The organism is Cryobacterium levicorallinum, assembly GCF_004402405.1.
In the GTDB taxonomy this organism is placed as follows: Bacteria; Actinomycetota; Actinomycetes; order Actinomycetales; family Microbacteriaceae; genus Cryobacterium; species Cryobacterium levicorallinum.
Genome location: NZ_SOFE01000022.1, coordinates 213,866 through 235,815, shown reverse-complemented (window position 1 = coordinate 235,815; position 21,950 = coordinate 213,866). Strand labels below are relative to the sequence as shown.

Below are 21,950 nucleotides of genomic sequence, written 5' to 3'. Positions count from 1 at the left end.
GACCGGGCGCGCTACCGTTGAGGTGAGCCCGTTGTCATCCAACCAGGGCAAACAGGAGTCCCGTGCCCGCCATGCTCAACCTGACCGTGCACGTGAAGCCGGGCAGCCGCAAAGGCCCCCTCGTGGTCGACGATGCCGAAAGCACTCCGGAACACGCCTCCGTCACCGTCTTTCTGCAGCAGCGCGCGGTAGAGGGCGCGGCCAATGACGCCCTGGTCGCTCTGCTGGCCAAGCATTTCAAGGTGGCCAAGCGTGATGTGAGCATCATTCGCGGTCACACCTCCAAGATCAAGCATTTGCGCATCGACCGGTCATAGTCGTAGCGCCCACCCGGCAGACGAAACGGGATGCGACTGCCGCAGCCGCATCCCGTTTCGTTTAGTTTCGATTCGAGTGGCGCTTTAGCTGACGCCGAGCAGGTCAATCACGAAGATCAGAGTCTGGCCGGAGAGACGGTGGCCGGAGCCAGCCGGGCCGTAGGCGAGATGCGGGGGCACAACGAGCTTGCGACGCCCGCCAACCTTCATGCCGGGGATGCCTTCCTGCCAGCCCGCGATGAGCGAGCGCAACGGAAAGTTGATCGACTGGCCTCGGTTCCAGGACGAGTCAAACTCGTCGCCGGACTCAAACTCAACACCGAGGTAATGCACGTCGACGGTCGCGCCGGCAGCCGCCTCGGCGCCGTCTCCGACGACGATATCGGTGACCTCAAGTTGCTCGGGCGCAGCGCCCTCTGGAAAGTCGATTTCGGGCTTGGAATTCATATCAGTCATGCACCCATCCAACCGGATTTTGTGCCCGATTGCACACCGGCGAGATCCAAAAAAAATAATGCTTGCGTCCACGGCGCCGCAGGTGCACTCTAGTCATACACCAACTCGTCGCATCGGTAGAGTCGTCGGCATTGCCACACCACCGAAGCGGCGAGTTTCTGTTGGTGCGGACTATTCGTTTTCAGCCCGGAGGCTGCTGCCCCAGTACCTCGGCCCGGTGGTTTATGAGCAAACTGAGCAGGAGTGCCTCGCGGGCGTATAACGCGGGGGCGCCCTGGCCGCGAACGAGGCGGTCTCGAACAAAGGCGAGGCGGGTCGCATCCGCTATGAAATGGCGCATGGCGAGCTGGCGCGAGCGCGGTTGACGCGCGCCCCAGGCCATAGCCTGACGTCGGCCGGCCCCGGTGCCGAGCATGGAAACCTCGTCCGCGGTAAACCAGCCGGCCTGCGAATATTCGTGCAGCCGTCGCAGGGTGATGCGCGCCTCCTGGCGGCGGAAAAATACCACGATGAGAATAGCGACGATGAACAGCGGCACCTGCACGACGACGTAGTAGATCAGAACGGATGCGTCACCGGCCAGCACAAAGGTGGCACCGTTCCAGAGCGCGTGCAGGCCGATTGCGGGCAGGAGGCCGAGCAGAAAGAATCCGAACGCCCCACTCTTCGAGGCGCCGCGCCGGGCGGCCAGGCCCAAGGCCAGTCCGGTGCAGATGGTGAAGGTGACGTGCGCGAACGGCGAAAAGACTCCGCGCAACAAGAACGTGACCCCCAGGTGCTGCGCGCCGCCGTCGGCCATGGCCAGGCCAAAGTACTGAATATTCTCGGAGAAGGCAAAGCCAGCGGCGATGGTGGCGGCATACACGACGCCGTCGAGCGGACCGTCAAAATGCCGACGCACCGCCCAGAACAAGACCAGAACGCCGAACCCCTTGGCGATTTCCTCGACCAGGGGCGCCTGAATAACAGCGGATGCGAAATCGCTCCCGGCGAGTGCCCCCGAGCTCGCCGCAATCGTGATCCGCACCCCGAGGTCGAAGACGAGCGCGCTGGCGATGGAGATGCCAGCGCCCCAGAGTAAGGCGAAGATGAGGGCCGGGCGCGGCTCCGGGTTCCAGCGGTCAATCCAGCGTACCGCCAGCAGCACGACCGCGAGCGGCAGCAACGCCAGGAGCAGTCCGAGCAGCAGCGCCCCGGTGCCGAGGAACGTGGTCAGATACAAAATGACGGCCAGCAGGGCCAGCCCGGCGAGCACGATTCCGACAACGCCGAGCACGATCGCGCCGGCACGCGAGGGTCGCACCGCCCGGTTCCAGACCGGTTGAACCGGGGCCGGGCTCGCCTGCACGGGAAGGTGTTCGGGGGACGGCTGGCCAGGCGGCTGGTCGAGACTCATTACTTGAGAATACCGGGACGACCCCGCCGGCGCTCAGGCGGCGAACATGGTGCCGGCGTTGAGTATACCCAGCGGATCGAACACCGCCTTGAGCTGACGCTGCAGGTTTAGGCTGCGGTCGCCGATCTCATCGCGCAACCACCGGCGCTTGAGTACGCCGACACCGTGTTCGCCGGTGAGGGTGCCGCCCAACGCGAGCGCTGCCCGGAACATTTCGTCGGCCGCCGCCCAGATCTCGTCGGGCACCGGCGCATCCGCTGCCGCACCGGGTTGCCGCTCGATCACGAAGTTGGGGTGCAGGTTTCCGTCGCCGGCGTGGGCGACCGTTGGGATGGGAATCCCCGTGCGGGTACTGATATCGGCGATCGCGGCGAACATCTCGGCCATGCGCGAGCGCGGCACCGACACGTCTTCAATGAGAACCTGGCCCAGCTGCTTGAGGGCCGGGTGCATGGCGCGGCGCATGGCCAGCAGGCGTTCGCCGGAAGCGGCATCCGTTGAGAGGGTGGCCTCGCCGCCGGCTGCGCGCAACACGATGAGGGCGTGCTCGGCCTCGGCGAGCGCAGCCGGCCCGTCGGTCTGCACGAGTAGAAATGCGCCGCGGCCCAGCGGCAACCCGGCCGACCCCTCCGGGCCCAGGTAGGTCGCGACGTGGGCGAGGGCGATCGGGTCGATCAGTTCCATCACGGCGGGACGGATGCGAGCGGCCGTGACGGCAGCGCTCGCTGCGGCCGCCGCGGTGACGGTCTCAAAGACCGCGCCGATGGTGGCGACCGTGCCAGCGGTCAGCGCGCGCACCCGCACCGTTGCCTCGACGATGACGCCGAGGGTTCCCTCCGATCCGGTCAGAAGTGCGGTGAGGTCGTAGCCGGTGACGCCCTTAATGGTGCGGTGGCCGGTGCGCAGCAGGCTGCCGTCGGCGAGCACGACCACGAGGCCGAGCACGGCCTCCCGGGTGACGCCGTATTTGGCGCAGAGCAGCCCGCCGGCGTTCGTGGCAATGTTGCCGCCGACCGTGGAAATGGCCTTGCTCGCCGGATCGGGCGTGAACCAGAGCTGCTTTTCGGCCAGCACGTCATTGAGGTGCTGGTTGATCACACCCGCTTCAACGATGGCGAGTTCGTCGTCGGCATTGATTTCGAGGATGCGGTTCAGGCCTGCCACGCTCAGCACGATCGAGCCGTCGGTGCCGCAGGCTCCCCCGGACAGGCCGGTGCCGGCCCCGCGGGTCACCACCGGCACCCGAAACTCGGTTGCGATGCGCAGCACCGCCTGCACCTGGTCCACCTCGGTCGCGCGCACGATGGCCAGCGGTGTGCCGTCGGCGACCCAGCCGGACTTGTCGGTGCGGCTGGCCGCAAGGTCAAGCGGGTCGATGCTGACGATGTCGCCAAGCTCGGTCTGGAGGCGCGTCAGTGCGTTCATCCGTTCAGCCTAGTGAGCGGCACGATGTCTGATTTTCGCTACCGATGCTCGTGCTGGCGTGGCGGGCTGAGGGGGTGAACCGCTCAGCTACCGCCGCCGACCCGCCAATGGCCGACCGGGTCTTCGCCGAGCGCTGCGGGTGCTCTGCAGCCCGGACAATCTGCTGACCAGCGACCTGGCCCTGCGGCAGGGTGCCGGCCTGCTCGGCCTACCAATCGAACCGCGCGCGCTCGCGGCCCGCGGCGCGGATTGGGCGCCGTGGCGCAGCTACGCGGGAATGCATCTCTGGCGGGCGGCCGGGGCAATACCTCCCATATCCCCCGTTTCCTCCAAGCGGATCGAATGAGGGTTGGCGCACCCCACAGGGCGGGCCGACGCCCGGGCCGCTAGCCTAGAAGAGTGAAATTTGCGCATCTCAGAGTTGACGGCCATTCCGTTCCCCGATTGGCTGTGGTCTTTGACGACGCGGCTCTGTTCCTCGACGACGTCATGAACGACGCGCCGCGCGACCTGCAAGACCTGCTGGAACGCGGCGATGCCGGCTACGAACACGTGCGGGCGATCAGCCTGGACGCTGTTTCAGGTGGGGCGGTACTAACCCAGGTCGACGAGCTGCGGCACTCCTCCGCCGTGCTGCGCCCGCCGCAGATTATCGCCATCGGCGCCAACTACGCCGCGCACTCCTCCGAGCTCAGCCTGCGCCTCGAAACCGCCGCGACCGTGTTTTCGCTCTGGCCCAACTCGCTCACCGGACACGGCTCGACCATCACCTGGCCGCGCGACCTGACCGAACAGGTCGACTACGAGGCGGAACTCGGCGTGATCATCGGCCGTCCGGCCCGCAACGTGACGGTCGCCAACGCCCTCGACTACGTCTTCGGTTACACCGTCGTGAACGACATCACCGCGCGCGACCTGCAATTCTCCGAAGCGCAGTGGTCGCGCTGCAAGTCCTTCGACGGCTTCACCCCGACCGGCCCGCTCGTCGTCACCGCCGACGAGATCGGTGACCCGCAGGACCTGTGGCTGACCACCCACGTCGACGGGCGCATCCTGCAGGATGCCTCGAGCGGCGACATGGTGCGCACCGTCGCCGAGATCATTTCCTACCTGTCGAAGACGTCGACCCTGCTGCCGGGCACGCTCATCTCCACCGGGAGCCCGGGCGGCGCCGGGTACAGCCGCAAGCCTCCCATCTTTCTGCGCGACGGCTCGACGGTGACCATTTCGATCGACAAAATCGGCATGCTCACGACGCACTGCCGCGAGATTTAGCCGCCAGCAGGCATCCGCTCGAGAAAGCGGATGCCGCCGCTCGGTACACCGACCGGTCAGGGGCGTGGCGCGTCACGACCGTCGCTGGCGAGGAGGTCGTCTTCGACGGTGCCGCCGTAGCCTTCCTGCTGCGGGTCGCGGTGCAACCCGCCGGACACCGCGTATTCCTCCTCGGGTGAGAGCACGAGGCGCTTGCGCCCCCACAGCGCAAAGGCCGCGAGCATGACGACGTAGACCACGGCGATGGCCACGATCGCGGGCCGAGCCGGTTCATTGATGAAGAACCCGAAGAAGATGGCCAGTGAGAGGATGCCGGCGATGACCGCTCCGGGGACACCCCACGGACTGAGGTACGGTCGGCGCGCATTGGGGAACTTCTTGCGCAACAGAACGAACGACACCATCTGCAGCACGTAGGCGATCACGGCGCCCCAGACAGCGATGTTCAGCACGATGGCCCCCGCGACGCCGCCGGAGCCGCCCAGCGCGTCGACCAGCACGAGTGCCACGAAGCCGATGATCGCACCGACCAGCAGGGCGATGGCCGGGGTTTGGCGTTTTCCGGTGAGCGAGAGGAACTTCGGATAGTAGCCCGCTCGGGAGAGCGAATACATATTGCGTCCGTAGGCGAACATGATCCCCTGCAGCGAGGCCAGCAGCCCGATCAGCGCGAACAGTGCCAGCACGGCCGCCACGCCGTCACCGACGATCGCCCGGAACCCGTCGAGCAACGGCTCGCCCGAACCGGCAATTTCCGACGCACCAACCACTCCCGTGTTCAGGAACAGCACGAGCAACCCGGTCACGATCAGGGTCGAGCGAGCGATGAATCCGGCCCGGGGAATATCCCGCACCGGATTGTGCGATTCTTCGGCGGCCAACGGCAGTTCCTCGATGCCGAGGAAGAACCACATGGCATAGGGCAGGGCGAACAGGATGGGGATGATGCCGTGCGGCAGGAACGCGCTCTGGCCGGCATCCGGCACGATATTGAACAGGTTGTCCCAGCTGAACAGGCCGGAGAGGGCTGCCATCGCCGAGAACACCAGCAGGATGGCGATCGAAATGATCGCGACCACGATGGCGAATTTGAACGAAATCGCAGCCCCGGCAGCGTTCAGTGCGATGAACGCGGCGTAGAGCAGCATCCACCAGAGCCAGGGCGGCAGTGAGACGCCGAGCAGTTCCGTGGCGATGAAGTCGGCGTAGGAGGCCGAGAAGTAGACGATGACGGCGGTGGTCGCGACGTACTCGATTGTTTCTGCGAGTCCCGTGACGAATCCGCCCCAGGGCCCCATCGCCGCTCTGGCGAAGGAGTAGGCACCGCCGGTGTGCGGCATGGCTGCCGCCATCTCGCCGATGCTGAAAATCATGCCGTAATACATGACGATGAGAAGCAGGAAGGCGATGAGCATCCCGCCGAAACCGGCAAATCCGATGCCGAAGTTCCAGCCGGAGAAGTCGCCGGAGATAACGGCGGCCACCGCCAATCCCCACAGGCCCCAAATGCCAGCAGTGCGTTTGAGCTTGCGTTTCTCGAAGTATCCGACCTTCGCGGTGGTGTATTTAACGCCCGAAACTTTCAAGGTGTCTTTGGACATCAGTATTCCTTTGCGCTCGTTGCGCACCCGGTCGGTAAACAGACGCAAAACACCTTCGGCCGGTGAGCACTAGTTCAGTGAGATTGGCACGATGGTATGGCCTGGAATGGTGCGGTGTATATACCTTTGAGTAAATGAAATCTGCTCAGTGTAGGCAAATTGGCCTTCCCTGTACGGCTGGGTCTGTGGTCTAATGGTTGAAAATCGCACGATTGCCGGCTTTGACCGACTCGTTTCGTTTGACCGGCTCCGAGGAGAAGCTCAATGACCACCCGTACCGGAAACCTCACCCTGGACGAGCTGACCGCGCGGGTTGCGCTCGGCGAGATCGATACGGTGATCGTCGCGTTCACCGACATGCAGGGGCGGCTGGTGGGCAAGCGTCTCTCAGCACGGCTGTTCCTGGAGGATGCCGCGGCGCACGGTGCTGAGTGCTGCAACTATCTGCTCGCCGTCGACGTGGAGATGAACACGGTCGAGGGTTACGCCATGTCGAGCTGGGGCCGCGGCTACGGCGATATGGCGATGCGGCCCGACCTTGACACCCTCCGTCTGGCTCCGTGGCTGCCCGGAACCGCCCTGGTCACCGCCGACCTGTACTGGCCAGACGACACCCCCGTGGTCGCCTCGCCGCGGCAGATTCTGCGCCGGCAGCTCGACCGACTGGCCGCATACGGCCTCCTCCCCTTTTGCGCGACCGAGCTGGAATTCATCGTGTTCGACGATGGCTACCGCGCTGCCTGGCAGAAGGGCTATCGAGGCCTGACCCCGGCCAGCGATTACAACATCGACTACTCGCTGCAGGCATCCGCTCGAATGGAGCCGTTGCTGCGGGAGATCCGTCTGGCCATGGACGGCGCCGGAATGTATTGCGAGGGCGTCAAGGGTGAGTGCAACCTCGGTCAGCAGGAGATCGGGTTTCGCTACGCCACGGCCCTGGCCACCTGCGACAACCACTCCATCTATAAGAGCGGTGCCAAAGAGATCGCCGACGCCCAGGGCAAGAGCATCACCTTCATGGCCAAATACAACGAGCGCGAGGGCAACAGCTGCCATATCCATATCAGTCTGCAGCGCCCCGGCGGCGAATCAGCGTTCTATCAAGCTGATGCCGAAAACGGCATGTCGCCCGTGTTCCGACAGTTTGTGGCCGGACAGCTCGCGGTGATGCGCGAACTCACCCTCTTTTCTGCCCCCAATATCAACTCCTATAAGCGCTACGTGCCCGGTAGTTTCGCCCCGACCGCGCTCGGCTGGGGCTTCGACAACCGCACCTGTGCCCTGCGCGTGGTCGGGCATGGCCCAGGTATCCGAGTGGAGAACCGGGTGCCCGGCGGCGACGTCAACCAGTATCTCGCCGTCGCCGCCCTGATCGCGGCCGGTCTCTACGGCATCGAGCACGAGCTTGAACTGGAGCCGGCCTTCGAAGGCAACGCCTACACCAGCGACCTGCCACGGGTGCCCTCGACCCTGCGCGAAGCGGCCGACCTGTTCACCGGGTCGGCTATCGCCCGGGAGGCCTTCGGCGACGAGGTCGTCGAGCACTACGCCAACAACGCCCGCATCGAGGTGACGGCCTTCGACGCCGCCGTGACCGATTGGGAGCGGGTGCGCGGCTTTGAACGCCTCTGAAACTCCCGGACCGATCATCGGTCTGACCACCTATCTGGAACAGGCCCAGACCGGGGTGTGGGACGTGCCGGCCGCGATCTTGCCGCGGGTGTACTTCGATGCGGTCACGAGCGCCGGCGGGATCGCCGTACTGCTGCCGCCGCAGCCGGTGAATGCCGCCGTCGCCCGGCGGGTGCTCGATGGGCTCGACGGCCTGATCATCACCGGCGGCAAAGACGTCGACCCGGCCCGGTACGGGCAGGCGCCGCACGTACAGACCGACGAACCCCGGCCCGACCGCGACACCTGGGAAGATCTGCTGCTGCACGAGGCCATCGCCCGCGAACTTCCGTTTCTGGGCATCTGTCGCGGCGCCCAAATGCTCAACGTCGCCCTCGGCGGCAGCCTGCACCAGCATCTGCCCGATCTGGTCGGCGACACCAGCTACCAGGCGGGCGGCGGCGTGTTCAACGTCGTCGACGTCGTGATCGAACCGCACACGACCCTCAGTACACTGCTCGATGGCCAGACCCTGCTGCCGGCGGTGCCGGTGTATCACCACCAGTCCATCGACCGGGTCGCCGACGGCCTCACGGTGACGGCGAAAACGGATGCCGGCATCGTGCAGGCGATCGAACTGCCGACGGTTCCGTTCGGGGTGGCCGTGCAGTGGCATCCGGAGCAGTCGCCCGATGACCTGCGCCTGTTCAGCGGGCTCGTTGCAGCCGCCACCGAATACCGGGCGGCCCACATTGAAGGAGCAACCCCGTGAGCAGTTACACCATCGTCAACCCGGCCGACGAGTCGACCGCCGAGACCATCGAGCACGTCGGTGTGGACGAAACCGACGAGGCCGTCGCCCGGGCGGTCGCGGCCCAGAAGCTGTGGGCGGCCGTGGCTCCGGCCGACAAAGCCCGAATGCTGCGCCGATTCGCCGCCGCTGTCGACGCCGACCGAGAGAACCTGGCCGGCCTCGAGGTGCGCAACTCGGGGCATCCGATCACGCAAGCCCGTTGGGAGGCCGGGCACGTGCGCGACGTGCTCGAGTATTATTCGGCGGCACCCGAGCGCCTGTTCGGACAGCAGATTCCGGTCTCCGGCGGCATCAACCTCACCTTTCACGAGCCGCTCGGCGTGGTGGGAGTGATCACGCCGTGGAACTTTCCGATGACGATCGGTGCCTGGGGTTTCGCGCCAGCCCTCGCGGCCGGCAACGCCGTGCTGCTGAAACCGGCCGAGTGGACCCCGCTCTCCAGCCTGCGGCTCGGTGAACTGGCCCTCGAAGCCGGACTGCCCGATGGGCTGTTCCAGGTGCTGCCCGGGCGCGGTTCCGTCGTCGGAAACCGCTTCGTCACCCACCCCGACGTACGCAAAATCGTCTTCACCGGATCGACCGCAGTCGGCAAGCAGATCATGGCCGGCTGCGCGGAGCAGGTGAAACGCGTCACCCTGGAACTCGGCGGTAAGAGCGCCAACATCGTCTTCGCCGACGCCGACCTCGAACGGGCCGCCGCGAGCGCGCCGTCCGGCGTGTTCGAGAACGCCGGCCAGGATTGCTGCGCCCGCAGCCGCATCCTCGTGCAGGCGAGCCAGTTCGACCGCTTCCTGGAACTGCTCGAACCGGCCGTTGCCGCGGTCGCGGTCGGCGACCCGACCGACCCGGCCACAGAAATGGGACCGCTCGTGTCCCGCCAGCATCACGCCGCGGTGTCCGCCTATCTGCCAGTGGATGCTCCGGTGGCGTTTCGCGGCCACGCCCCGATCGGCCCCGGATTCTGGGTCGCACCAACCGTGCTCACCCCGGCAAGCCTCACCGATCGCTGTGTCACCGACGAGATCTTCGGCCCGGTCGTGGTGGTGCTGCCCTTCGATGACGAAGCCGACGCGGTGCGACTGGCCAACGACACCCAGTACGGGCTGTCCGGCTCGATCTGGACCCGCGATGTCGGCCGGGCCCTTCGCGTGGCGCGCGGTGTCGAATCCGGCAACCTGTCGGTCAACTCGCACTCCTCGGTGCGCTACTCGACCCCGTTTGGCGGGTTCAAGCAGTCGGGGCTCGGACGTGAGCTGGGGCCGGATGCCCCGCTGAACTTCACCGATACCAAGAACGTTTTCATCGCGGTCGACTAGCGCAGCACCCGCGCGAAGCATCCGCTTGTCTGAGATTGAAGGAGAAAATCGTGAGCAGCATCGCTCGAATAGACCTGACCCAGCGTCTGGCCGGCAAGGTCGCCGTCATCACCGGCGGAGCCAGCGGTATCGGGCTGGCCACGGCGAAACGGTTTGCCGCCGAGGGGGCGACGGTCGTGATCGGCGACCTCGACGAAACCGCCGGGCAGGCGGCCGCCGCGCTGGTCGGCGGGCTGTTCGTGAAGGTCAACGTCACCGATCAGGAGGAGGTGAACCACCTGTTCGACACAGCCTTCGACACCTACGGCTCGGTCGATGTGGCGTTCAACAACGCCGGTATTTCCCCGCCCAACGACGATTCCATTGAAACAACCGAGCTGCCGGCCTGGCAGAACGTGCAGGACGTCAACCTCAAGTCGGTGTATCTGTGCTGCCGGGCGGCGCTTCGCCACATGGTCAGGCAGGGCAGCGGATCGATCATCAACACGGCGAGTTTCGTCGCGGTGCTCGGTTCGGCGACGAGCCAGATCTCCTACACCGCCTCGAAGGGCGGGGTGCTGGCGATGAGCCGTGAACTCGGCGTGCAGTTCGCCCGCCAGGGCATTCGGGTGAACGCGCTCTGCCCCGGCCCGGTGAACACTCCGCTGTTGCAGGAGTTGTTCGCGAAAGACCCGGCACGTGCCGCAAGGCGGCTCGTACATATTCCGGTCGGCCGGTTCGCCGAGCCCGAGGAACTCGCGGCAGCGGTGGCCTTTCTGGCAAGCGATGATTCTTCGTTCATGACCGGCTCGACCTTTCTGGTCGACGGCGGTATCAGCTCGGCCTACGTCACCCCAGAATAATGGCCGACCCGCCCGCAGTCAGTGGCCTCGACAGCGGTCTGCTGCTGCGCCCGGTGCCGGGCGGGAACGCCTTCGAGGAGACCGTGCAGCGGCTGCTGCAGACGGTGCGACTGGGCTTGGTCGCGCCCGGGGAACGGTTGCCCGCCGAACGGGATTTGGCCGCGCAGTTGAACGTCAGCCGGGACACGCTGCGCGACGCGATCGCCTCCCTCGCCGAGGCTGGCTATCTGGTGTCCCGGCGTGGACGCTACGGCGGCACCTTCGTCACCGCGGTGATTCCCGCTTCGCCCGACCCCGACGGTGCCGCGCCGGCGCCCGGTTCCGCCGAAATCGACGATGTGCTGACGCTGCGCGACATTCTCGAGGTCGGCGCCGCCCGGGCCGCCGCCAGCCGGGTGCTGCCGGCGGCGGAGCGCGAGCTGCTCTGGGCCAGCCTCGGTGCGGTGCGGGAGGCCAGCGCCGAGGACTACCGAAGGCTCGATGCTCGCCTGCACCTCTATATCGGGGAGTTGGCCGGTTCGCCGTCGCTCGTGCCGCTGCTGGCCGACGTGCGGATGCGGGTCAACGATCTGCTCGACGCCATCCCGTTGCTGAGCCCGAATATCGCCCACTCCGACGCGCAGCACGAACAGATTGTGCTGGCGATCCTGTCCGGTCGGGCAGGTGCCGCCGCCCAGGCGATGCGTGAGCATTTAGCCGGGACAGCGCTGCTGCTGCGCGGCTTTCTCGAGTAGCCGCGCCGCGGCATCCGCTTGTCGGATAACTCAGCCGATGAGCAGCTCGACCGGGCCACGCACGAAGTAGAGCACGAAGCCGACGGCGACGACCCAGAGCAGCGGGCTGATCTCACGCGCCTTGCCGGACAGGCTGCGCACGAGCACCCAGCTGATGAAGCCGGCGCCGATGCCGTTGGCGATCGAGTAGGTCAGCGGCATCACGATGATGGTGAGGAAGATCGGCAGGGTGCTGGAGAATTCGGTGAAGTCGAGGTGCCGAATCTGCGACACCATGAGCGCTCCAACGATGACGAGGGCGGCTGCGGCCACCTCGAGCGGCACGATCTGGGTCAGCGGCGTGAAGAACATGGCGGCCAGAAAGAGGATGCCGGTGATCACGTTCGCAACGCCGGTGCGGGCTCCCTCGCCGATGCCGGCACCGGACTCGATGAACACGGTGTTCGAGGAGGCGCTCGACGCACCGCCGGCGACGGCCCCGATGCCCTCGACGATCAGGGCGGACTTCAGCCGCGGAAACTTGCCGTCCTTGTCGGCGAGGCCGGCTTCACTGGCCAGGCCGGTCATGGTGCCCATGGCGTCGAAGAAGTTCGTGAAGACCAGGGTGAAGACCAGCATCACGGCGGCGAGCATGCCGATGCGTTCGAACGCGCCGAAGGAGACCTCACCGATCAGGCCGAGGTCGGGCACAGCGACGACGCTCGTCGGCAGCACCGGGGCGTTGAGGTTCCAGCCGGCCGGGTTCGTACCGAACGAAGGCCCGACCTTGAAGATGGCTTCCAGAATGACGGCGACGATGGTGGTCGCGACGATGCCGATCAGCAGGGCGGCCTTGACCTTCCGGGCAAGCAGCACGCCCATGATGATCAGTCCGATCACGAACACCGCGGTCGGCAGGGTGGCGATCGAGCCGGCATCGCCGAGCTGCACCGGCGGCGAGTTGGCGCCGCTGGCGCGCACGAAACCGGAGTCGACCAGTCCGATGAACGCGATAAACAGGCCGATACCGACCGTGATGGCGATTTTCAGAGGGCGCGGGATGGCGTTGAAGATGAGTTCGCGCAGGCCGGTGGAGGCGAGCAGCACGATGATGAGGCCGTTGATGACGACGAGGCCCATCGCTTCGGCCCAGGTGACCTGGCCGACGACGCTCACGGCGAGGAAGGAGTTGATGCCGAGGCCCGCAGCGAAGCCGTAGGGCAGGCGGGCAATGACGCCGAACAAAATGGTCATGACGCCGGCGGTCAGCGCGGTGACGGCGGCGACCTGCTCGTTGGGCAGCCAGCCACCCTCGACGTCGACGGCGGCCTGGTCGGCGCTGAACCCGCCGAGAATCAGTGGGTTAAGAATGACGATGTAGGCCATCGTGACGAAGGTGACGACTCCCCCGCGGAATTCGCGGGACCAGGTGGAGCCGCGGCTGGTGATCTCAAAATAGGAGTCGACGCGGGCCTTGAGGCTACGCGATGCCGGCTGCGGCGAGGCAGCTTGAGTGGGTGATTCAGTGCTGCTAATGGTGTGCTCCCGGTGCCGTGGCTCTAACGCAAGGTTCCAGTCTAAGACCGGGCCGCCGCTGGCTTAGACGTGCGGCACAAACCGACCCCAGGCCAAACGTCGTTCCCGATGCGGGTCGGATTTGATCGTGTCGTCCCGATCGATAATGAGCGTCTCTCTGGCACCCTCTTCATACCGCGGCCACTCGGACGATGGCACCCCGTCGAGCACGAAGCCGAGCCACCAGCCCTGCATTCTGTTCCCAATGTCCTGAAAGGCGCGGCGCCCACCGAGGGCCGTCATGCCGCGGCCGAACCAGCCATCGAGGCGGTCGAACAACGGAAACAGTTCGAGGCCGTGCGTGGCGTCGAGGCCCATCAGCCGCAGCAGGCGGGGAGCAGCATCGAAGCGGTAGAAGTACACCGGAGCATACCGGGAATGCCGCTCGGCGACCTTCACGCTCGGATACCAGAAGGAGTAGTCACCCCCAAAATCGAGCGCGGCCCGCAACGCCGGAATGCCCGGATACTGTGCCTTGAGCGCCTTCTTCGCCTTCTTCTTGGTCTTCTTGAAGATCGTGCGGATGCGCGCCGGCGTGGTGGCGAGAATGTCAATGCGACCGCTGAACAGCGAACCCTCCCGCGCATTGGTGCCGATGATCAACGGGATGCGCGCGGCCCGGCCGTCGCGAAAGGCATCGAGCGGCCGCTCCGGCAGAAAATCGCCGTCGATGACCGGGCAGAGCGGAATCGTGCCCGGATCCTGGTCCGGCGTACGCACGGTCAGCGCGGTGGTCGCGGCGGCGAGCACGTCCGGGTCAACGGTGAGCAGCAGGCTGGCCGCTTGTTCGTCGCTGTAATCTGCGGGGCCGTGCGCCAGGCTGTCCACGAATTCGCCGGCCCAGCGCGCGGTGAGCTCACTCGGATAGACCGCGTTCGGCGGAGCGCTCTGCGCGATGGCCCGGTGGAACAAGCCGGCCGCGCTCGGCACCGTCATCAACGTGGTGACGGCATTGCCGCCGGCCGACTCGCCGAACAGGGTGACGGCATCCGGGTCCCCGCCGAACGCGCGGATGTTGTCCCGCACCCACCGCAGGGCTGCGACCTGGTCGCGCAGCCCCAAATTGCTCTCAAACGGATGCTCCGGCGTGGCAAACCGGGAAAAGTCCAGATACCCGAGGGCGCCCAGTCGGTAGTTGAGGCTGACGTAGACGATACCGCCGCGGCGTACCAATCCCTCACCCTGGCGCGGAACCTCGCGGCTGGATCCGACGCTGTAGGCCCCGCCGTGGATGAACACCATGACCGGTCGGAGTTGCGCGCCGGCGCGCATCCGCTCATCGGGGGCGATCACATTGAGATTGAGGCAGTCTTCGCCCTGCGGAATGCGCGGGTGGGCGCCGCGAAACTGGCCCTTGTGGCTTTGCGGGGCGATCAGGCCCCACTGGCTCGCGTCGCGCACGCCGGTCCAGGCCGAGGCTGACCGCGGGGCGCGAAAGCGCAGATCGCCCACCGGAGCCGCCGCGTAGGGAATGCCGCGCCAGGCGAGCACGCCGCGTTCACGCACGCCGCGGAGCAGTCCGGTGGCCACTCGCACCTCGAGACCCTGATTGGTGGTCTGATCAGCGAGCTGGCTCATGGGCTCGAGTCTATTGCTGCGCAGGCTACGCTCAAACCTGATCACGGAACAGAAGAAACGAGAACGACATGGCACTGCCCTGGACCCTGCACGGTGACGGAAAAACGGTTGGCGCACAGGACGTCGTCGGCCCGGGCGAACGACTGAGCTGGCCGTTGACCATCGGAATCGGCTCGCAGCACGTGGTCGCCATGTTCGGCGCAACCTTTCTGGTGCCGCTGCTCACCGACTTTCCGCCCAGCACGACTTTGCTGTTCTCCGGTCTTGGAACCCTGCTGTTTCTGCTGATCACCGGCAATAAACTGCCGAGTTATCTCGGCTCATCGTTCGCGTTCATCGCGCCGATCACCGCGGCAACGGCCTCGGCCGGCATGGGCAGCGCCCTGTTCGGAATTTTGGTCGTCGGAGCGCTGCTCGCGCTCGTCGGGGTGATCGTGCAGCTCACCGGCACCGGCTGGATCGACCGGCTGATGCCGCCGATCGTGTCGGGCGCCATTGTCGCCCTGATCGGGTTCAACCTGGCCCCGGTCGCCAAAGCCAACTTCGACAAGGCACCGCTCACCGCGCTGATCACCCTCGTCGCGGTCATTTTGTGCACGGTGCTGTTTCGCGGCATCCTGGGTCGGCTGTCGATCTTTCTCGGCGTGCTCGTCGGCTACGTCGCGGCCGTCTTCTTCGGCGAGGTCGACTTCAGCCGGGTCGCCGAGGCCGCCTGGATCGGCCTGCCGCCGTTCACCGCCCCGGCCAACCCGTTCGAGAACCCGGCCGCCGTGTTCGGGGTGCTTCCCGCCTTCCTGCCGGTCGTGCTCGTACTCATCGCCGAGAACGTCGGCCACATCAAGGGTGTGGCCCAAATGACGGATGCGAAGGTGAACCGGCTCACCGGGCGCGCCCTGCTCGCCGACGGGCTAGCCACCATGCTCGCTGGCTTCGGCGGCGGCAGCGGAACCACGACCTACGGCGAGAACATCGGCGTGATGGCGGCGACGCGTATTTATTCCACGGCGGCCTATTGGGTCGCCGGAATCGTCGCGATCCTGCTCGGCCTCTCCCCCAAGGTCGGTGCGATCATCTTCACGATTCCCGACGGGGTGCTCGGCGGCGTCACCACCGCGCTGTACGGGCTGATCGGCGTCATCGGCGTGAAGATCTGGCTCGACAACAAGGTCGACTTCTCCAAGCCGGTCAACCAGTTCACGGCGGCGACAGCGCTCATTATCGGCATCGCCGACTTCACGCTGAACGCCGGCACCCTCAGCTTCAACGGCATCGCGCTCGGCACGGTCGCGGCCATCGTGATCTACCACCTGATGACCTGGCTAGCGCGGGTGCGCGGAACCGCCTAGCTCGCACGTGCAGGGTTAGACGTGCAGGACGGGCACGATCAGGTAGACGCCGTAGAGCACGGCGGCCGCGCACAGGGTGAAGCAGACGTAGCCGGCGTAGAGGGCCAACCGCTTCTGGGCATCCGACAGCGGGTTCGCCGCGGCAGCCTTGCGCGCTCGCTTGACCTGCTTCGCGGCCTTTTTGGGGCTCAGCACGGTAATCGCGCCGGTGAACTCGTACGGCTCGACCAGGGGGATTCGGCCGGCCGTGGTGAGCAGGCGCAGACCGAGCGAGTAGAGGCTCACCACCAGTGCCGCCGAGACGAGCGACGCAGTGGAGACGATGAGGAAAGCCGCCCAGTCGATCACAGCGACACCCTCCTGCGGTCGGAACGAGTGGGGCGACGCGGCGTTTTCCTGATCCTTACCACCCGGCCGGCATCATCGATGTCGTTGAGCAGAGTGTGGTGAGTGACCCGATTGCGCCGAGACCAGCGGAACAGGGCCATGATCACGATGGTGCCAATCACCATGTCCAGCACGATGCCGATCGGGCCGAGCAAGGCCAGCCCGGCCGCGAAAGCACCCATGATGGCCGAGGCCGGCAACGTCATAGCCCAGCCGAGCGCGATGCGTCCGGCCATGCCCCAGCGAATCGTCGAGCCACGGCGGCCGAGCCCGGAGCCGATCACCGAACCGGAGGCGACCTGGGTGGTGGAGAGTGCGAAGCCGAGGTGACTCGAGGCCAGGATGGTCGCGGCGGTGCTGGTTTCGGCGGCAAAGCCCTGCGCTGGCTTGATCTCGGTCAATCCGGTACCCATGGTGCGGATGATGCGCCAGCCGCCGGTGTAGGTGCCGATCGCGATCGCCAGCGCGCAGGCGGCGATCACCCAGAACGTTGGCCCACTGCCAACGGCCTGAAATCCACCGGCGATCAGGGTCAGGGTAATCACGCCCATCGTCTTCTGTGCATCGTTGGTGCCGTGGGCCAGGGCTACGAGGGAGGAGGAGAAGATTTGCGCGTAGCGAAAGCCGCCGCGCCCGTCGGGCTGACCGACGTCCCGGCGAGTGATCGTATAGGCGAGGCGGGTGGCGACGAGGGCGATGACGCCGGCGATCACGGGCGCGATCAGGGCGGGCAGAATGACCTTCGCGGCGACAACGTTGTAGTCGATGGCCTGGGTGCCGACACCGATGATGGTGGCGCCGATGAGACCGCCGAACAGGGCATGGCTGGAGCTCGACGGCAGCCCCATTAGCCAGGTGACCAGGTTCCAGACAATCGCGCCGATCAGACCGGCGAAAATCAGCTCGGGGGTGATCAGCACCCCGCCGTCGCCCTCCTTGATGATGCCGCCCGAGATTGTGCGGGCGACCTCGGTCGACAGGAATGCCCCGACCAGGTTGAGAATCGCAGCGACACCGACGGCGACCTTGGGTTTCATGGCGCCGGTCGCGATCGGGGTGGCCATGGCGTTCGCCGTGTCGTGAAAGCCGTTGGTGAAGTCGAAGATGAGGGCCAGGGCGATGACCAGCACGATGATTAGGCTGAAATCAGGCACGGAACACCACGCTCTCCAGGTCGGCGCCGAAGGTGAAGGTGGCGCGCACGGACACACCATTGAGAACACCGGGCAGCCAATGGCGGGCGTCGTCCCACATCTCATCGACTGGCAGGGTCGCCACATCGAACCAGAGGGGGTTCAGCTCGTTGGATTCCCGCGGTGTTCCCGACCACTCCTCGCAGACGAAGACGGTCGACTCCTGGCTCCACTCCTCGCGGTGGGGAAACAGGTAGGTGAGCAGCCCCAGTTCGGTAAGAGCGGATGCCGCCACCACGAGAGACGACTCCTCCTCGATTTCGCGCACCGCAGCATCCACTGCGGTTTCGCCGCTTTCGAGCTTGCCACCCAGCCCGACGATGTTTCCCATGCCGAGGCCTTTCTTCTTGCGCCCCAGCAGGACCTGTCGGTTGCCTTCGGGAGATAGTCGAGTGAGGTAGCACACGCATACCTGGGGCAAGGTCATTGCCTCATCTTAATGCTTGTTGAACAGAAGGCGCGTGGAGCTGGTTGGGAGGCAGCTCGGATAAGCTCCGAACATGGACTTTCTACCAGCTACCGGAACCATCACCATGTTCACGACCGACTGGTGTGGTTACTGCAAACGATTGAAGAAGCAGCTCGACAGCGTCGGAATCGGCTACACCGAGGTGAATATCGAACGGGTTGACGGCACGTCGGAGCTCGTCATGAGCCTCAACAACGGCAACCAAACCGTGCCGACGATTTTGTACCCCGACGGCTCAGCGGCGACGAATCCGTCGCTGGCACAGGTTCAGGCCAAACTCGCCTGAGCACGGTCAGGGCGACCTAGGATTGGAAGTGTTCGATCCCTCGGGCTCAGCACTTCCAAAGGACATCAGATGCTCCCTTCGCTACCACCGGTTGACGTTGTACATCGCAACAACATTCACGTGACCGGAAAACCGGCCGGCCGGGTGCTCTTGTTCGTGCACGGTTTCGGCTGCAGTCAGGAAATGTGGCGTAGGGTCACGCCAGCGTTCGCCGAAGATTACCGCATTGTGCTCTTTGATCACGTCGGATCCGGCGGGTCGGATCTGAGCCAGTATGATCCCGGAAAATACGATTCCCTGCACGGCTACGCGGCAGATATCCTGGAAATCATCGAGCGCCTCGAGCTGCGGGACGTCGTTTACATCGGCCATTCGGTCGGCGCAATGATGGGTGTGCTCGCCTCCGTACGTGATCCGAGCCCGTTCAGTTCGCTCGTGCTGCTAAGCCCGTCGCCGTGCTACGTCAACGACGGCGATTATCTGGGTGGATTCGACCAGATCGAACTGGATGGATTGATCGATGCTCTCGATACCAACTATTTCGGTTGGGCCAACGTGATGGCTCCGGTTATTACGGGCAACCCCGACCGCCCCGAACTCGGCGAAGAACTGACCGCCAGTTTCTGCACCACCGACCCACAGATTGCCCAGCATTTTGCCGAGGTCGTCTTTCTCTCTGACAATCGAGACGACCTGAGCCAGGTGTCGACCCCCACTCTGGTCATCCAATCCAAGAACGATCCCATCGCGCCGGTGCACGTCGGGCAGTTCGTGCACGGGGAGATCCCGGGCAGCCGATTCACCGTTATCCCCGTATCGGGTCACTGCCTGCATCTTTCGGCGCCAGCGGAAGTCTCCGAAGCAATATCCGCCTTCCTGGTATGACCGATTCCTTTGAGGACCTCTACGACCAGGCCCCCTGCGGATACCTCTGTACTACTCCGGACGGTGTGGTCACCACCGTCAACGAGACCTTCTTGACCTGGACGAAGTACTCGCGCGACGACCTGCTGGGCAAACCGTTCAAACTACTCGTGGCGCCGGATTCCTCCATCTTCTATGAGACCCGGTACCTGCCAATTTTGCAGCTTGGCGGCACCGTGCGCGAGGTCGCCTTGACGGTGCGCTGCGCCGACGGCACCACTTTGCCGATCCTGATCAACTCAACCACCCGGTTCGCGGCCGACGGCACCCCTCTCCTCGTACGCACGGCCATTTTCGATGCGACCCAACGGCACGATCTGGAACGCCAGCTGCTGTCCGCTCGCCGGGTCGCCGAATCGTCCGAGGCAGCGGTTCGAGTGCTGCAGGACGCCTCAACCGCCTTCGGCGCCTGCACCACGGAGCAGAGCCTGGCCGAAACGCTGGTCTCCCGGTCACTGATGGCCTTTCGCGCGACGTCCGCTGCCGTCATGCTGCCCGACGAGTCGGGGACCCTGCGCGTGGTCGCGGGAACCCACGCTCTGGATTCTCTCCTGCCGCAGTTCGGCCCGTGCCCGGAATCGGACGTTCTTGTCGGCGGCGAGTTCGTCGCAATTTCCAGCCGGGTCGAAGCGGCACGGCTGTACCCCGGGCTGGAGGACGCCATGCGCTCCAGCCGAATCGAGGCGCTCAGCATCGAACCCCTCCGCTCAGGGCCACTGATCTTGGGGGTCTTGATTTGCCTATACGGTCGCAAACGTGTCTTTGATGGACCCGTGCGCGAGCTGCACGAGGCTCTGGCCCGCCAGGCGACACAGGTTTTGGAACGGGTGAGACTTCAGGAGAAGCTCCGCCTGCTGGCACACTACGACCACCTGACCGGTCTGGTGAACCGCGAACTACTCCATCAAACCCTCGAGAGAGTGTTCGAAGCGGCCGCACGGCGCTTCAACACGATGGCCGTTATCTTCTTTGATCTGGACGGTTTCAAGGTCGTGAACGACCAGCTGGGCCACGCGGCGGGCGATTCGGTGCTGATCGAGGTCGCGGGGCGCCTGCGCAGCGCCGTCAGGGACGTCGATACCGTCGCGCGATTCGGCGGTGACGAGTTCGTGGTGGTGTGCGCCAAGGTTGACCCGGACGCCGCGCAGGGTCTCGCGGAGCGAATTCGGCTTGCGGTGCAGCATCCGCTCACAGGGGTAGCCGTCGGGTTTCGGGTCACGGCGAGCATTGGGCTCGTCGTGTGCCATCTCGACCCAGGCTCCGAGCTGACGACCGCGTCGATCCTGCGAATGGCCGATGCTGCCATGTACATGTCGAAGCGTTCCGGTAAGGACCAGGTCACGACGCTGCGTGCCGGCGAGCCGGCCGCCGGCTAACCGAACAGTACGGCGGCCTCGTCGTAGCGGGCCGGTGAGACGCGCTTGAGACCGATGGTGGCGGCGGCGATGCTCACGACGACGATCTCGGTGCCGCGCAGTGACACCATCGAGCCCCACTGCGAATTGTGGATCGCGTCGACGGCGGCCATGCCGAGTCGGGTGGCGAGCACGCGGTCGTATGCCGAGGGGGCGCCACCGCGCTGGGTGTGACCGAGCACGGTCGCTCGGCTCTCGATGCCGGTGCGTTCTTCGATCAGCGGCGCGATGACCTCACTGATTCCGCCGAGGCGGGGACGGCTGAAGGCGTCCAGCCCCTTGGTGGAATGCGCCTCCTCCATACCGGAGAGCAGGAAGCCCTCGGAGACCACGATGACGGGGGCCCGGCCGCGGTCGCGCACGTGCTCGACCCAGTTGCAAATCTGTTCGATCGACTTCGGCTGTTCCGGGATGAGGATGGCGTGGGCGCCGCCGGCCATGCCGGAGTGCAGGGCGATCCACCCGACGTGGCGTCCCATCACCTCGACCACCATGCAGCGGCCGTGGGATTCGGCGGTGGTGCGCAGCCGGTCGATGGCTTCGGTGGCGATTTCGACGGCCGTGTTGAAGCCGAAGGAATAGTCGGTGGCTTCGAGGTCGTTGTCGATGGTCTTGGGCACGCCGACGATATTGAGGCCGGCCTCGGTCAGGCGATGCGCGGCGGTGAGCGTGCCCTCTCCACCGATGGCGATCACGGCGTCGATGCCGTTCTCATCGAGCGTGCGCTGGATGTTCTCCGGTCCGCCGTTCTCACCCTCGAACGGGTTCGTACGGGAACTACCCAAAATGGTGCCGCCCTGGCGAGAGAGCCCGCGAACGCTGTGCCGGTCGAGCGGCATGAATTCGCTCTGCACCAGGCCGCGCCACCCGTTGCGAATTCCGACGAACTCGAAATCGTGCGTGCGCACGCCCTTGAGCACAGCGCCACGAATGACCGCGTTGAGTCCGGGGCAGTCGCCGCCGCTGGTAAGGATGCCGATCTTCATTGCTGGCCGATCTTGGTAGCTGGGC

The 21,950-nt window shown here is 65.6% G+C and carries 22 protein-coding genes; 12 read left to right on the top strand and 10 right to left on the bottom strand.

The annotated features are described in order from the left end of the window. Nucleotides 1-71: 71 nt before the first annotated feature. Nucleotides 72-317: a DUF167 domain-containing protein gene (locus E3O11_RS11530; RefSeq protein ID WP_092449986.1), complete on the top strand. Its 246-nt coding sequence runs from the start codon at nt 72-74 to the stop codon at nt 315-317. Nucleotides 318-401: 84 nt separating this feature from the next. Here E3O11_RS11530 and E3O11_RS11525 read toward each other — a convergent pair whose 3' ends face one another. The 3 genes from E3O11_RS11525 to E3O11_RS11515 form a co-directional block, all read right to left on the bottom strand. Beyond that, the gene (locus E3O11_RS11525) at nt 402-773 is read right to left on the bottom strand and encodes an FKBP-type peptidyl-prolyl cis-trans isomerase (protein ID WP_198414357.1); all 372 of its coding nucleotides are present in this window, start codon (nt 771-773) and stop codon (nt 402-404) included. Nucleotides 774-954: 181 nt separating this feature from the next. Then, complete coding sequence (locus E3O11_RS11520) at nt 955-2,169, bottom strand: PrsW family intramembrane metalloprotease (RefSeq protein ID WP_092449988.1); 1,215 nt, start codon at nt 2,167-2,169, stop codon at nt 955-957. Nucleotides 2,170-2,202: 33 nt separating this feature from the next. Then, on the bottom strand, nt 2,203-3,594 hold the full coding sequence (locus E3O11_RS11515; protein ID WP_092449990.1) for an FAD-binding oxidoreductase: 1,392 nt from the start codon (nt 3,592-3,594) through the stop codon (nt 2,203-2,205). Nucleotides 3,595-3,733: 139 nt separating this feature from the next. Between E3O11_RS11515 and E3O11_RS11510 the strand changes: the two genes are divergently transcribed. Continuing rightward, complete coding sequence (locus E3O11_RS11510) at nt 3,734-3,940, top strand: hypothetical protein (RefSeq protein WP_277871278.1); 207 nt, start codon at nt 3,734-3,736, stop codon at nt 3,938-3,940. Between the two features lie 53 nt (nt 3,941-3,993). After that, nucleotides 3,994-4,869 (top strand): fumarylacetoacetate hydrolase family protein, encoded by an 876-nt coding sequence (locus tag E3O11_RS11505; RefSeq protein ID WP_233195227.1) that lies wholly within the window; start codon nt 3,994-3,996, stop codon nt 4,867-4,869. 56 nt (nt 4,870-4,925) lie between these two features. On the opposite strand, the gene E3O11_RS11500 is transcribed toward E3O11_RS11505, so the two are convergent. Further along, nucleotides 4,926-6,470 (bottom strand): amino acid permease, encoded by a 1,545-nt coding sequence (locus E3O11_RS11500; protein ID WP_092449992.1) that lies wholly within the window; start codon nt 6,468-6,470, stop codon nt 4,926-4,928. A gap of 264 nt (nt 6,471-6,734) precedes the next feature. Between E3O11_RS11500 and E3O11_RS11495 the strand changes: the two genes are divergently transcribed. Genes E3O11_RS11495 through E3O11_RS11475 form a run of 5 tightly spaced genes read left to right on the top strand, consistent with a single transcriptional unit; the run spans nt 6,735 to nt 11,787 of the window. Then, on the top strand, nt 6,735-8,102 hold the full coding sequence (locus E3O11_RS11495) for a glutamine synthetase family protein (RefSeq protein ID WP_092449995.1): 1,368 nt from the start codon (nt 6,735-6,737) through the stop codon (nt 8,100-8,102). Continuing rightward, entirely contained in the window at nt 8,089-8,853 is a 765-nt protein-coding gene (locus tag E3O11_RS11490; protein ID WP_092449998.1) for a gamma-glutamyl-gamma-aminobutyrate hydrolase family protein, read from the top strand. Before E3O11_RS11495 ends, E3O11_RS11490 begins: the two co-directional genes overlap by 14 nt. Next, on the top strand, nt 8,850-10,211 hold the full coding sequence (locus tag E3O11_RS11485; protein WP_092450000.1) for an aldehyde dehydrogenase family protein: 1,362 nt from the start codon (nt 8,850-8,852) through the stop codon (nt 10,209-10,211). Before E3O11_RS11490 ends, E3O11_RS11485 begins: the two co-directional genes overlap by 4 nt. A 50-nt stretch (nt 10,212-10,261) precedes the next feature. Further along, nucleotides 10,262-11,053: a 3-oxoacyl-ACP reductase gene (locus E3O11_RS11480; RefSeq protein ID WP_427846439.1), complete on the top strand. Its 792-nt coding sequence runs from the start codon at nt 10,262-10,264 to the stop codon at nt 11,051-11,053. After that, the gene (locus E3O11_RS11475; protein ID WP_092450002.1) at nt 11,053-11,787 is read left to right on the top strand and encodes a FadR/GntR family transcriptional regulator; all 735 of its coding nucleotides are present in this window, start codon (nt 11,053-11,055) and stop codon (nt 11,785-11,787) included. Before E3O11_RS11480 ends, E3O11_RS11475 begins: the two co-directional genes overlap by 1 nt. Before the next feature lie 30 nt (nt 11,788-11,817). Here E3O11_RS11475 and E3O11_RS11470 read toward each other — a convergent pair whose 3' ends face one another. Next, nucleotides 11,818-13,302: an NCS2 family permease gene (locus E3O11_RS11470; protein ID WP_092450004.1), complete on the bottom strand. Its 1,485-nt coding sequence runs from the start codon at nt 13,300-13,302 to the stop codon at nt 11,818-11,820. A gap of 63 nt (nt 13,303-13,365) precedes the next feature. Beyond that, a complete protein-coding gene (locus E3O11_RS11465; protein WP_092450006.1) occupies nt 13,366-14,919 on the bottom strand; it encodes a carboxylesterase/lipase family protein in 1,554 nt (517 codons plus the stop codon). A gap of 68 nt (nt 14,920-14,987) precedes the next feature. On the opposite strand from E3O11_RS11465, the gene E3O11_RS11460 reads away from it, so the two are divergent. Further along, nucleotides 14,988-16,265 carry a uracil-xanthine permease family protein gene (locus tag E3O11_RS11460; protein WP_092450008.1) on the top strand — a complete coding sequence of 426 codons (1,278 nt, stop codon included), beginning with the start codon at nt 14,988-14,990 and terminating at the stop codon, nt 16,263-16,265. A 15-nt stretch (nt 16,266-16,280) separates the two neighbouring features. Here E3O11_RS11460 and E3O11_RS11455 read toward each other — a convergent pair whose 3' ends face one another. From E3O11_RS11455 to E3O11_RS11445, 3 genes are read right to left on the bottom strand one after another with little or no spacing between them, the layout of a single operon-like run. Next, the gene (locus E3O11_RS11455) at nt 16,281-16,613 is read right to left on the bottom strand and encodes a peptidase (protein ID WP_092450010.1); all 333 of its coding nucleotides are present in this window, start codon (nt 16,611-16,613) and stop codon (nt 16,281-16,283) included. Further along, a complete protein-coding gene (locus E3O11_RS11450) occupies nt 16,610-17,806 on the bottom strand; it encodes an inorganic phosphate transporter (RefSeq protein WP_241978956.1) in 1,197 nt (398 codons plus the stop codon). Before E3O11_RS11450 ends, E3O11_RS11455 begins: the two co-directional genes overlap by 4 nt. After that, nucleotides 17,799-18,272 (bottom strand): 8-oxo-dGTP diphosphatase, encoded by a 474-nt coding sequence (locus tag E3O11_RS11445; RefSeq protein ID WP_092450014.1) that lies wholly within the window; start codon nt 18,270-18,272, stop codon nt 17,799-17,801. Before E3O11_RS11445 ends, E3O11_RS11450 begins: the two co-directional genes overlap by 8 nt. 73 nt (nt 18,273-18,345) lie before the next feature. On the opposite strand from E3O11_RS11445, the gene E3O11_RS11440 reads away from it, so the two are divergent. From E3O11_RS11440 to E3O11_RS11430, 3 genes are all read left to right on the top strand, one after another. Then, entirely contained in the window at nt 18,346-18,600 is a 255-nt protein-coding gene (locus E3O11_RS11440) for a mycoredoxin (protein ID WP_092450016.1), read from the top strand. A gap of 69 nt (nt 18,601-18,669) precedes the next feature. Next, on the top strand, nt 18,670-19,485 hold the full coding sequence (locus E3O11_RS11435; RefSeq protein ID WP_092450018.1) for an alpha/beta fold hydrolase: 816 nt from the start codon (nt 18,670-18,672) through the stop codon (nt 19,483-19,485). After that, on the top strand, nt 19,482-20,900 hold the full coding sequence (locus E3O11_RS11430) for a sensor domain-containing protein (protein ID WP_092450020.1): 1,419 nt from the start codon (nt 19,482-19,484) through the stop codon (nt 20,898-20,900). The genes E3O11_RS11435 and E3O11_RS11430 overlap by 4 nt, the downstream gene beginning before the upstream one ends. Here E3O11_RS11430 and E3O11_RS11425 read toward each other — a convergent pair. Continuing rightward, nucleotides 20,897-21,925 (bottom strand): 6-phosphofructokinase, encoded by a 1,029-nt coding sequence (locus E3O11_RS11425; RefSeq protein ID WP_092450022.1) that lies wholly within the window; start codon nt 21,923-21,925, stop codon nt 20,897-20,899. The genes E3O11_RS11430 and E3O11_RS11425 overlap by 4 nt on opposite strands. Nucleotides 21,926-21,950: the final 25 nt, after the last annotated feature.

What these genes read in the sequence shown, in the direction of transcription:
- E3O11_RS11440 (WP_092450016.1), top strand. Translation starts at nt 18,346, where the DNA reads ATGGACTTTCTACCAGCTACCGGAACCATCACCATGTTCACGACCGAC.
- E3O11_RS11475 (WP_092450002.1), top strand. Translation starts at nt 11,053, where the DNA reads ATGGCCGACCCGCCCGCAGTCAGTGGCCTCGACAGCGGTCTGCTGCTG.
- E3O11_RS11425 (WP_092450022.1), bottom strand. Translation starts at nt 21,925, where the DNA reads ATGAAGATCGGCATCCTTACCAGCGGCGGCGACTGCCCCGGACTCAAC.
- E3O11_RS11465 (WP_092450006.1), bottom strand. Translation starts at nt 14,919, where the DNA reads ATGAGCCAGCTCGCTGATCAGACCACCAATCAGGGTCTCGAGGTGCGA.
- E3O11_RS11460 (WP_092450008.1), top strand. Translation starts at nt 14,988, where the DNA reads ATGGCACTGCCCTGGACCCTGCACGGTGACGGAAAAACGGTTGGCGCA.
- E3O11_RS11525 (WP_198414357.1), bottom strand. Translation starts at nt 773, where the DNA reads ATGACTGATATGAATTCCAAGCCCGAAATCGACTTTCCAGAGGGCGCT.
- E3O11_RS11445 (WP_092450014.1), bottom strand. Translation starts at nt 18,272, where the DNA reads ATGACCTTGCCCCAGGTATGCGTGTGCTACCTCACTCGACTATCTCCC.
- E3O11_RS11520 (WP_092449988.1), bottom strand. Translation starts at nt 2,169, where the DNA reads ATGAGTCTCGACCAGCCGCCTGGCCAGCCGTCCCCCGAACACCTTCCC.
- E3O11_RS11495 (WP_092449995.1), top strand. Translation starts at nt 6,735, where the DNA reads ATGACCACCCGTACCGGAAACCTCACCCTGGACGAGCTGACCGCGCGG.
- E3O11_RS11515 (WP_092449990.1), bottom strand. Translation starts at nt 3,594, where the DNA reads ATGAACGCACTGACGCGCCTCCAGACCGAGCTTGGCGACATCGTCAGC.
- E3O11_RS11430 (WP_092450020.1), top strand. Translation starts at nt 19,482, where the DNA reads ATGACCGATTCCTTTGAGGACCTCTACGACCAGGCCCCCTGCGGATAC.
- E3O11_RS11435 (WP_092450018.1), top strand. Translation starts at nt 18,670, where the DNA reads ATGCTCCCTTCGCTACCACCGGTTGACGTTGTACATCGCAACAACATT.
- E3O11_RS11530 (WP_092449986.1), top strand. Translation starts at nt 72, where the DNA reads ATGCTCAACCTGACCGTGCACGTGAAGCCGGGCAGCCGCAAAGGCCCC.
- E3O11_RS11500 (WP_092449992.1), bottom strand. Translation starts at nt 6,470, where the DNA reads ATGTCCAAAGACACCTTGAAAGTTTCGGGCGTTAAATACACCACCGCG.